This window comes from Pelovirga sp. (assembly GCF_059864205.1).
In genome coordinates, this window is record NZ_JCBCBS010000235.1 from 1 (window position 1) to 10,767 (window position 10,767).

Here is a 10,767-nt window from a genome sequence, read left to right on the forward strand (position 1 = left end):
GGGTAGTGGGTAGTGGGTAGTGGGTAGTGGGTAGTGGGTAGTGGGTAGTGGGTAGTGGGTAGTGGGTAGTGGGGTAAATCCTATTCCCCACTCCCTATTCCCTACTCCCCACTACCCACTACCTATATCAACCCCAGCGACCGTAGCACAAATACCCCCACCGTAATAAAAAACACCGACCCTAAGGATGTCATAGCGATAATCGCCGCGGCGAGGTGATGATTGCCGCCTAAAGCCAGGGCCATGGGGTAACTTGCTGCCGCTGTTGGTGAAGCGCTCATCAGGTAAAGGACGCCCAGCTCCTGTCCCCGTAAGCCGATCACAGCACCACCGACAGTGATCGCCAACGGCACAAACAATAATTTTCCCGCTGCCCCCCAATACAAGGCCCGGTCCCCCTTGAATTCAAGCAAGCGAATAGAAGCACCGGCACACAACAGCGCCAAGGGCAAGGTCATGCGGGCAAAGTACTCACCAGTCGTCAGTAACAGGGCGGGAACCGGAATCGTACTTAACGACACCAGGACACCGATAACAATGGCAATAATCAGGGGGTTTTTAGCGATTTCAAGGAATACCCGCCACTTGTGAGACGCATCGACGGCGTGGTTCTGATGGCGCGTCAGAGTCATCACTGACAGCACATTGAACAGGGTGGTTAACACCGCCAGATAGATCGAAGCAACCGCCACCACCCCATCACCAAAGGCACTTAAACAAAACGCCAGACCGATAATCCCCATGTTGCCACGAAAGGCTCCCTGAACAAAAACACCACGGTCAGCGGGTGTTGTGATCCAGCGTGCCAGCAAACGATCAAGGACGATAAAAACCCCAATCGTTGCCAGCACGGCATAGATAATCAGGGTAAAGGGTAGATTGTGGCGAAAATCAGTCTCGACCAGTTTGACAAACAACAGGCATGGCAGGGTGACCTTAAACACCAACTCAGCGCCGACCTTGGCAAAGGCCTCAGTGATCAGACCGATCCGCTTGAAAACAATCCCCAAACCCAAAATGGTAAAAATAGGCGCGGTGATGGTCAGGGCGAAATAAAAATCAGCAACCATTCAGGTGTCCTGATCAGCGTACAAAAATTGACAAAAAAAGGCCTGATCATATAAATAACCAGGCCCTTTAAAGAGACGAAATGAGTCCGTAAAGGATTACGACTCTTTCAATACATACCCGGAACCACGCACCGTATGAATCAGCTTTTTATCATAATCGCGGTCGATCTTGTTACGCAGATAGTTCACATAAACATCGATAATATTGGTAAATGAATCGAATGAGTAATCCCAGACATTTTCAGCGATCATGGTACGGGTCAGCACCTTGTTGGGGTTACGCATGAAATATTCCATCAGGGCGTATTCTTTGGATGTAAGTTCAATTTCCTTGCCGGAACGCCAGACTTTATGTGTTACCGGATCAAGGCGCAGGTCAGCAAAATGGATTTCTGCCCCACGGTCAGAGGTACCACGGCGGATCAAGGCGCGACAGCGTGCCACCAGTTCGGCAAAGGCAAAGGGTTTGGCCAAATAATCGTCAGCACCGATATCGAGACCAATGACCTTGTCATCAACGGAATCGCGCGCCGTCAGGCACAGTACCGGCGTCATGATATTATTCTCGCGCAATTCGCGAATCACCGCGATGCCGTCTTTTTTGGGCAGCATAATATCCATCAGGATCAGGTCAAAAGCACCCGTCATCCCTTTTTCTATCCCCTCTTCGCCATCGAGCGCCAGTTCAACCTTGTAGCCCTCTTCTTCCAGTCCACGCTGAATAAATCCGGCAACCTTCTGTTCATCCTCTACGACAAGAATACGCATTAGTTATTCTCCTTTACCCGGCTTAAAAAAGCGCTCACACACCCACATAATGAAGATAAAAATTCAGAGTTTCCAGACGCAAACTAATTAACAAATCGCAAGATAGTGCAACTTTAGCAGGGTCTTGCCCAAGTCTCAACCATAAAATGAATTATTGCTGCAAGTTACAGCGGTTAGCCGGCAAATGGGTTGCTAAAAACGTGCGGCATCGACCAAATCATCCAGGCGATTGATGTCAAGCAGCTTGATCGTGCGCCCCTGCACAGCAATCAACCCTTCATCAGCCAGCTTACGCAAGGTACGCGACAGGGTTTCACTGGTAGTGCCGAGATTGGAAGCAAGCTGCGCCTTGGAAACAGTCAAGGTGACCTGCTGACGGCCTTTTTCACACTCACTGACCAAAAAACGCGCCAGCCGCGCGGGCACATCACGAAAAGTTAAATCCTCGATCTGGGAGGCAAAGTTTCTTAAAAACCGTGACAATCCGGCAATCATGTTGATCGCCAGTTGCGGATGGCGATGGAGCAACCCTAAAAATTGATCCCTGGGGAAAAACAACAGGGTGGATTGGTCAATACACATAGCGAAAGCAGGGAACGCACCATCAGCAAATATAGCCGCGTCAGCAAAGCTGTTGCCTGGCTGTATCACATGCAGGATGCGCTCACGTCCATCGGGTGAAAGCTTGAAAACCTTGATTTTACCGCTGACAACTACAAAAAAACCATCAGCCTTCTGCCCTTCTTCAAACAGTAATTCACCTCGACCTGCTTCCCGGGTTTTAGTAATGGCCAGAAGCATTTCCCGGTCCTCCGCAGAGGTTCCGGCAAACAAGTGACATTGTTTCAACACATTCGATAAAATGCTTGTCATAAATGATGCTTTCGCAAAAAGTATCCGGTTAGCTGGCTAAGCAAAAAGCGCCAAATGCAAGGCGCGTGTTTGTTGAGCAATGAGGCGTACTTACGTACGTCGAAGCAGCGAAATAAACGCAGCAACGCGGCAGTTGGTGAGTTTTTGCGACGCCATCATAAATAACCAACTTTAAAAAATGGGGTTAATTATTTTATCGACATTTGCTACAATGCCTGCTCTAAATTGAAGGAAAATGAAAAGATGAAATATAATCAGATACTTATAGCAGCCGTCCTGTTTTTTGTCAATATTACCTCATTCGCTTTCGCGCGGGAAGTCACCCTCTACTGGGAACCTAGCCCCAGCCCCGATGTAGCCGGATACAGGGTCTACTATCAACCGCTGTCGCCGCAGCTGCCCCTCGCAGGCACAGGAGCAGATCAAGGGCCCTCACCTCTCGACGTTGAGAATTCCCTGATGGCGACGATCAGTGGACTGCAAGAAACAGCTGTCTACTACTTTACCGTCACCGCCTACGACAGCGATAAAAATGAAAGCGGTTTCTCCAACATCGTCGCCACCGCCTGGATGCCGCCATTACACTGGCCGCAAAAAGAAAGTATCGTTATCCCCTGGAATGTTACTTTTGAGTGGGAAGCCGGCCCTCTCCAGGATCTGAACTATATCCTTTATTATGGGACCGACAAGGAACAGGTCAACAAAGCGGCAGGCACCCCTTACGCCTTCGACCCTTTCCCCAGGAAGCTTTTACCGGAACCCACGCCGACCTTTTTCATCATCATCGCTCTATTGCTATTATTGACAACATGGCTGACTAGCCGTAGAGAAGGTTCACGTCCTGCCTATATAGGCCGATCGGCCGTAGCGGGACTGGCACTCTTTGCCCTGGTGGCGTGTGGAGAAGGTGGCGGTTCCGGCACCGGGGATTCGTTATCCTCAACCGCCTCGACGGCAGGAGGTGTCCCTTCCCCGTCAGCGACCCTGACGCGCATTGACACCGGCCCCAGCACCAGTTACCAGACCAGCTCTCTGGGGTCGGGAACAACCTATTACTGGAAAGTCGATGCGTATAGCACGAGCGCTCCCGAAACTGTCTATCATAGCGAAATGTACAGCTTTACCACCCAGTAACCGGGCATTATGATATCTTCACAAAAAAGGGTATTCTAACCTTGTCCAGATATATACAACCCATGTTTTTTCAGCAGGTCATAGAGGGTTGGGCGGGTCACCGCTAACTGGTCGGCGGCTTTTTGAATATTGCCGGCAGAGTCTTCCAGCGCTTGTACCAACAGGGTTTTTTCAATCTGCAGTCGCGCTTCTTTCAGGGTTATGCTGCGCACCGGCAGGAGGTACTCTTGGGACACAGCCTTTTCTTCCAGCTCAGGGCCGCCGGATAAAGCATCATCTGCTTCAGTGGTGGCAAACCCCAGGTCAGCGGCAGCAATCATCGGTTGTTCGGTCATAATAATTGCACGCTTGATCTTATTTTCCAGTTCACGGACATTTCCCGGCCAATCGTAGGCAAGCAGTCCATTGCGGGCAGCCAAACTGAAACCACGAACTTTTTTGCCATATTCCTGACCAAAGCGACGCAGGAAATAGTTGGCCAGCAACTCAATATCTTCTCCCCGTTCACGTAACGGCGGCAGATTGATTGTGATAACGCCAATGCGATAATAAAGATCTTCGCGAAAATCACCCAAGCTGATGGCCTGGACAATGTCGGTGTTGGTTGCCGCGATAATTCGCGTATCGAGGGGAATATCTTCACGTCCACCGACCCGTTGAATCACTTTTTCCTGTAAAAACCGCAGTATTTTCACCTGCAGCAAAGGCGGCATCTCACCGATTTCATCGAGAAACAGGGTGCCGTCCTGCGCATATTCAACCTTGCCTTGGACCCGATTGCCGGCGCCGGTGAAAGATCCCTTTTCATGACCAAACAATTCAGACTCTAGCAGGGTTTCCGGTATGGCACCGCAATTGATGGCGATAAACGGCTTGCCCTGGCGGATGCCGCGCTGATGAATCGCCTGGGCAATAACCTCTTTGCCGGTACCGCTTTCACCTAAAATCAGCACCGGCACATTGATTGAGGCCACTTTTTTAATCGTTGCAAATACCTCGAGCATCGCCGGACACTGGCCAATGATCCCGCTGTAATCGTTTCCTGATTGCTGAGCGGATAAATGCAGGCGGCGATTTTCCTCTTCGAGTGTTGCCAGGTGAAAAGCGCGCTCAAGAATAATCCGGATCTCATTCAGGTCAATGGGTTTGTGATAAAAATCATAGGCTCCCATATCAACAGCAGCCAGTGCATTCTTGTGGTCTTCATTGCCCGACAGCACAATAACCTTGGTATCCGGTTTTTTCTTCAGTATTTCCTCAAGGCAACGTAGTCCTTCGGTTGCACCATCCACATCAGGTGGCAGCCCCAAATCAAGGGACACCACCCGCGGCTGGTGTTGGTCAAAGAGAGACAGGGCCTCTGTGACACTTTCAGCCAGATGGATCCGGTAGTCTTTGGCCAATCCCCACTTGAGCTGCTTGCGGATTTCAGGGCTGTCATCTACGATAAGCAAATCGTTCATTACTATCCCCGCTTCGCTGGTTAAACCGTCAAGACGGCCTCATATCAAAGGCCAGAGGTAACCTGACAGTAAACACCGTCCCTTCTCCCTCACGACTGACAACCAGAATTTCTCCATTATGAGCCGTAACGATCTGCTGACATTGATACAGACCGATGCCAAAGCCATGCTTTTTTGTGGTTTCAAACGGCTTAAAAAGATGGGTCCGGATAAATTCAGCACTCATGCCACAGCCTGCGTCCTTAATCTTGATCCATGCCTGTAGCTGATCGGCACCGTAACTGATATCAACAGAACTTCCATCTAACGTTGCTTCTCTGGCATTGACCAGGATATTAACTATAACCTTGTAAATCTCTTCTTCATCAACGGCAACTGAAATGTCCCGATCACCATCGACATGGATTGCTCCCCCGATCGTGCCTGCCGCATCAGCAATAATTTTGCTCAATGGTACCGATGAAACAGCCAGTTGTGGTTTTTCCTTTAATCCTTTTAAGCGAGTTATCAGGGATTTCATGTTGCTTACGGTATTGCCGATGGTTTCCAGCATATCCTGTTGAAATTCGGGATTTTCAATATGCACGGCGGCATTTTCCATCAGCAACGACAGGCCGGAAACCTGATTTTTCAGATCGTGCAGAACAAAGGTCGATACTTTGCCGATAGCTGCCAGCTCACGCGCCACCACCAGCTGATCGGCAAGACGCAACCCCTGAATGGTTGCAATCGACTGACGAGCCAGCATCCGCAACATATCATAATCTTCAAAGCTTAATAACTCGTCAGGATTGATCTGCTCCCCAAGCAAGACAAAGCCTTCCAGCTCTTCATCAAAAAACAGCGGCAATATCAAAAAGATGTCGGATTCATGGAGCGTCTCAAGCAACGACCCCTGCAGATCAGGGGGGTCATCATGCAGATTGAGAATCCAGTCTTTTTCAGCCAACCGGCACACCATCGGATCATCAACAAGAAACGGCCGCCAGTCGCGGGGAAGATTAAATACAGCAGCCGGCACATAATGTTTTTTCTCATGATCAAATAAGTAGAGCGCTGCACCCTTGCACGCCAGAATCGAACATAAATGATCAAGAATGCCATTCTGGATATGGGCTAAACTGCCACCATCGACCATATGCCGGGAGAACCGCTCCCACTGCTCGCGATAATCGTATTTACTCTGATAGAAGTTTTTCTGTAGCAGAACTTTCAGCTTGCGCCGCAAGCGCTCCGACAGGAACACCGACGCCAGGGCAAGACTCCCTACCAGCAGCAGAATATTGATAAAAACCCTGGCATCGCCGATATTAAGGTAACGTAAGCCGCCGCCGATGGTGCCCAGCAGAATCAGATAGCCCCCCACCAGCAACAACACAAATGAACGATGAGCAATCCCCCGCGACAATGCCAGGCGCTCACCATCGCCGCGAACCAGACGCGAATAGCAGAAAAGTACCACAGCTGCTAACACTGCCGCTGAACGAATGGAAAGATAATCAGCATTGATCGAACGAAACAACAAACTATGACTGAAATAGAGGGCGAATGCCGCCATCAACAAACCGCTGGCGAGCACTTCGAGTTTGACCTTCCAGCGCTGCAGCTCGTGCAGCCCAGCCAGGGTACGTTCAAGTTGCACCAGTCCAAACACCAGTACCAGCATCAGTATCAGATAAACAAGAAATCCTGATGCCGTCAAAAACAGGATCCGTTCATCAGCAAAATCGGGAGAAAAGATCAAATCCAGGGATGGCGTCACCAGTGCATAGACAAAAAGGGCGACAAATAACAGGATGGCAAGCCAGAAGCCAAAGCCACGATAAATCGTCGAGTTGTCACGAAAGGAGGTTTTTGTATAAAAGTAGCAGGCGAAAACGACAACGACCTCTAACGGCATGCCAACATTGCGCAAGCCATAGATACGTTGCGGCGAACGTAGCGAGGAGAGATCAATAAAACCCAACCAGGCTAAAGCGATCAGGGCCACCATAAACAACAGGGTCGCCACGCTAAAAGAGCGGCGGACAAGGAGTATCACCACCGCTAGCGGGCAGAAGAGAACATTTAACCAGAGGAGAATTTCCGTCAGCATCAGTTTCTGTCAGTAGATTGAAGAATTTATGTTCGGCTCAGGGGCCTGATCAGCATAACCTCAATTTATCTTAGTTTGGGGCAACCAATTAAACCATAAATCCAGCTCAGAAAGGAGCAAAATAAAAACAGCAGTCAGGTGCTAAATTGTGGATTCTAAATTCTTCTGCCCAATGACAATAGTCATCGACTTCGACAACTTCTGTAGCTCGGTCTTCAACGCCACCTTGGCATCGCCATCACCATGGACAAGATAAACAGTATCGGGCAGATGGCGCATGCGCTTGATGAAATTAACCAGATTACGCTGATCAGCGTGAGCAGAATAGCCGCTCATTGTATGGACGTGTGCCTTGATGTCATAGCGCTCCCCATCCAGAAACACATAGCCGCCACGCGGACCATAGGTCTGGATAGCACGCCCTGGTGTACCATCGGCCTGGTAACCAACAAAAAGTACATCGGTGCGAGGATCGCCCAACAAGGCCTTGAGATAGGCGACAATCCGACCGCCATTACACATGCCGCTGCCGGCAATCACAATGGCCGGGCGCGCGGTGCGCTGCAGATAGTCAACGGTATGGAGATGATCCTGATGGGAGTCGATGGTGATCAACTGTTCAAACGACAAAGGGTGGCGCCCCGCTGCAACCTTGCGACCGGCTTCAGCATCCCATAAATCCTTGAGCTGCCGATAGGCAGCGGTAAAGCGACTGGCCAGCGGCGAATCAACGATGATTTCCAGATCATCCCAGGCCATGCCGGCGGCAACCTCTTCAGCTCGGCAGCGAAAGATCAGATCGTCCAGCTCATATAACAACTCCTGGGTCCTGCCGATACTGAATGCCGGAATCAGGATAGCTCCACGATCGGCAAATGCCCGTTTGATCACCTGACGCAATAATTCGCGCCGCTGCCGACGATTGGAATGCCGACGATCACCGTAGGTGCTTTCCAGAACGACCGTATCGGCGCGATAAGGTGCTCTCGGTGCCGGCAACAGTGGCGCGTAGGGAGCGCCCAGATCACCGGAAAACAGGAAGCGCCGCCCCGCCACATCACACTCAATATACGCCGACCCGAGGATGTGTCCGGCGCGCTTGAACTTCGCCCTGATATCGGTGTCGGCGATATTTGCCCATTGACCAAAAGGCACGGCAACAATACGTTCTTCGATCAACCGGAGAAAACGCTCCACCAGGCGCCGATCCCTGGTAAAGCCGATCTTGACCGCATCCTCCAGCACCAGCGGCAATAAATACGCCGAGGCCTCGGAACAATAGATGGGGCCGGCAAACCCGGCGGCGAGCAGATAGGGAATCCGCCCGACATGGTCAATATGAACATGGGTCACCAGCAGCGCCTTGATGTGATCAACCGGAAAATCGATCTCCAACGGCCGCTCATCCGCCCCCTGAAACAACCCGCAGTCGATCAGGATTCCGGAATCCTGCGTAACCCGCAGCTCATAACAGGACCCCGTCACCCCGCCGGTGCCCCCGTGAAAATGCAGTTGTGGATATTCCGTCATTGTTCCCCCCTACTCAATTGACCGCTAGCGCGGTGTCATTTGTAAAAAACCGTGAACCGTGAACGGTGAGCCGTGAGCGGTGAAAATCTTTAGTGAACGGTAAACAGTGAGCGGATTACAGCTTACGGCTTACGGCTCACCGCTCACCGCTCACGGCTTACTGTTCACTGCTTACTGTTCACTGCTTACTGTTCACTGTTCACTGTTCACTGTTCACTGTTCACTACTCACCGCTCACTGCTCACTGCTCACCCACCAATCAACCGGCAATCATACAAGCTGAATTTGGTATCATCGGTCATGATGAATAAATTATTCTGGACAGCTTGAGCAACGAGCATGCGATCAAAAGGGTCACGATGATGGAATGGCAAATCTTTTAACAACAGAGCGTCTTCCGCGCTAAAGACCAGGAAATCAAAACCGGTTTTTTTAGCGATATCGACAGGATCAAAATCAACTGTCAGCTTTCCGATGGATGATTTGATCATTATTTCTGCAACCGAAATGGCACTGAGATAAACCTGGTTTGCCTGTGATTCAAGCTCAAAGCGCCATTTATCGGTCAGTTTACCAGGGTCGGAAATAGCCCAAAGAAAAATATGCGTATCCATGAGTATTTTCATGATTGTTGCCCGTAAAACATGTCATCAATATCCGGGTCATCATCAATAAAATTGTCAGGGACAACAACCTGACCGGACAGCAACCCCAGGGTGCGCTTACCCTCAGGTTGATGAACAACCAAATCGACAAGGGGCAAATTATTCTTGGCGATAACAATCTTTTCGCCGTGATACGCCATGTTGATCAATTTTGAAAGGTTCGCTTTTGCTTCTGAGATATTAACAATCATCATAGCCTCCCTTAGTTGGTCGATTGTATCAACGTTGGTCTTGTTGGTCAACTTGATACACTTAATACACCTCCGCTATCGCGGGGCCCAACCTACCAGGCTTCCTAACCTCGACTCGTCCGCTTCCCGCAGCTGGATCAAGCACCATTTCAACCACTATCTCGGCCATGGAGGCTTCGCTGAATGCTTCAACCAGAACGACGACATCGAACGCCGCATTCTGCGCGACTATCTTGATCTGATCATCTATCGCGACATCATTGAACGCTTTGGCGTGACCAATCGCGCCCTGCTCAAACATCTGATCCGTTACCTGTTCGCCAATCCCGCCACCCTCGTGAGCTACAACAAACTCTATAACGATTTTCGCTCACAAGGGTTTAAATTATCCAAAGATACGCTGATCGACTATTTTTCATACCTCAACGACGCCTATGCTGCCTTCAACATTCCTGTATTTCGCCCTTCCATCAAGGAAGAACAGCGCAATCCCCGCAAATTTTATATCATTGACAACAATTTCAAGCGCCTTTATGACGCCTTTGCCGGCGATGATATCGGCAAACTCTACGAAAATCTTGTCTTCCTGCACCTGCGTCGCCAAACCGCAGAAATCTATTATCTTAAGGGGGAATTTGAAGTAGATTTTTACGCCATGGGTCATTTGATCAATGTCTGCGCTCATGTGAAACAGAACAGCACACGCCAACGCGAAATACGCGCCCTGGAAGAAGGGATGATCAGCCTTAATATCGAGCAAAGCTATCTACTGACGACCGATCAGGAAGAACAGATCCGAACCCCAGCCGGGATTATTCACGTTGTCCCGGTATGGAAATGGTTGTGTCTTTGCCGCTAAAGGCTGCCGCTAGCGCGGTGTCTGCCGCTGACGCGGCGTCATTGGTCCTTTGTCTGCCGCTAGCGCGGCGTCATTTGTCTGCCACTTCGTGGTGTCATTTGTCTACCGCTGCGCGGTGT

Annotated in this window: 10 protein-coding genes; 2 read left to right on the forward strand and 8 right to left on the reverse strand. The window is 50.2% G+C overall.

All coding sequences use genetic code 11. The annotated features are described in order from the left end of the window. Positions 1 to 122: 122 nt before the first annotated feature. The 3 genes from AC6F7T_RS14635 to AC6F7T_RS14645 form a co-directional block, all read right to left on the reverse strand. Entirely contained in the window at positions 123 to 1,070 is a 948-nt protein-coding gene (locus AC6F7T_RS14635; protein WP_500720046.1) for an AEC family transporter, read from the reverse strand. A gap of 96 nt (positions 1,071 to 1,166) precedes the next feature. Then, positions 1,167 to 1,838, reverse strand: a complete 672-nt coding sequence (locus AC6F7T_RS14640; protein ID WP_500720048.1) for a response regulator — start codon at positions 1,836 to 1,838, stop codon at positions 1,167 to 1,169. 192 nt (positions 1,839 to 2,030) lie between these two features. Beyond that, positions 2,031 to 2,711 (reverse strand): cyclic nucleotide-binding domain-containing protein, encoded by a 681-nt coding sequence (locus tag AC6F7T_RS14645; RefSeq protein ID WP_500720049.1) that lies wholly within the window; start codon positions 2,709 to 2,711, stop codon positions 2,031 to 2,033. A gap of 243 nt (positions 2,712 to 2,954) precedes the next feature. Between AC6F7T_RS14645 and AC6F7T_RS14650 the strand changes: the two genes are divergently transcribed. Further along, positions 2,955 to 3,845, forward strand: coding sequence for a fibronectin type III domain-containing protein (locus tag AC6F7T_RS14650; RefSeq protein WP_500720050.1), 891 nt, complete (start codon positions 2,955 to 2,957; stop codon positions 3,843 to 3,845). Between the two features lie 35 nt (positions 3,846 to 3,880). Here the strand turns inward: AC6F7T_RS14650 and prsR are convergent, their stop codons facing one another. The 5 genes from prsR to AC6F7T_RS14675 all read right to left on the reverse strand — a co-directional run bounded on the left by prsR (position 3,881) and on the right by AC6F7T_RS14675 (position 9,792). Further along, on the reverse strand, positions 3,881 to 5,308 hold the full coding sequence (prsR, locus tag AC6F7T_RS14655; protein ID WP_500720052.1) for a PEP-CTERM-box response regulator transcription factor: 1,428 nt from the start codon (positions 5,306 to 5,308) through the stop codon (positions 3,881 to 3,883). 28 nt (positions 5,309 to 5,336) lie between these two features. Continuing rightward, a complete protein-coding gene (gene prsK, locus AC6F7T_RS14660) occupies positions 5,337 to 7,403 on the reverse strand; it encodes an XrtA/PEP-CTERM system histidine kinase PrsK (RefSeq protein ID WP_500720054.1) in 2,067 nt (688 codons plus the stop codon). A gap of 141 nt (positions 7,404 to 7,544) precedes the next feature. After that, entirely contained in the window at positions 7,545 to 8,933 is a 1,389-nt protein-coding gene (locus AC6F7T_RS14665; protein WP_500720056.1) for an MBL fold metallo-hydrolase, read from the reverse strand. 248 nt (positions 8,934 to 9,181) lie between these two features. Next, a complete protein-coding gene (locus AC6F7T_RS14670) occupies positions 9,182 to 9,559 on the reverse strand; it encodes a PIN domain-containing protein (RefSeq protein WP_500720057.1) in 378 nt (125 codons plus the stop codon). Then, positions 9,556 to 9,792, reverse strand: coding sequence for a type II toxin-antitoxin system prevent-host-death family antitoxin (locus AC6F7T_RS14675; RefSeq protein ID WP_500720059.1), 237 nt, complete (start codon positions 9,790 to 9,792; stop codon positions 9,556 to 9,558). The genes AC6F7T_RS14670 and AC6F7T_RS14675 overlap by 4 nt, the downstream gene beginning before the upstream one ends. A gap of 49 nt (positions 9,793 to 9,841) precedes the next feature. Here AC6F7T_RS14675 and AC6F7T_RS14680 point away from each other — a divergent pair, with 49 nt between their 5' ends. Then, complete coding sequence (locus AC6F7T_RS14680; protein ID WP_500720060.1) at positions 9,842 to 10,648, forward strand: DUF8612 domain-containing protein; 807 nt, start codon at positions 9,842 to 9,844, stop codon at positions 10,646 to 10,648. Positions 10,649 to 10,767 lie beyond the last annotated feature (119 nt).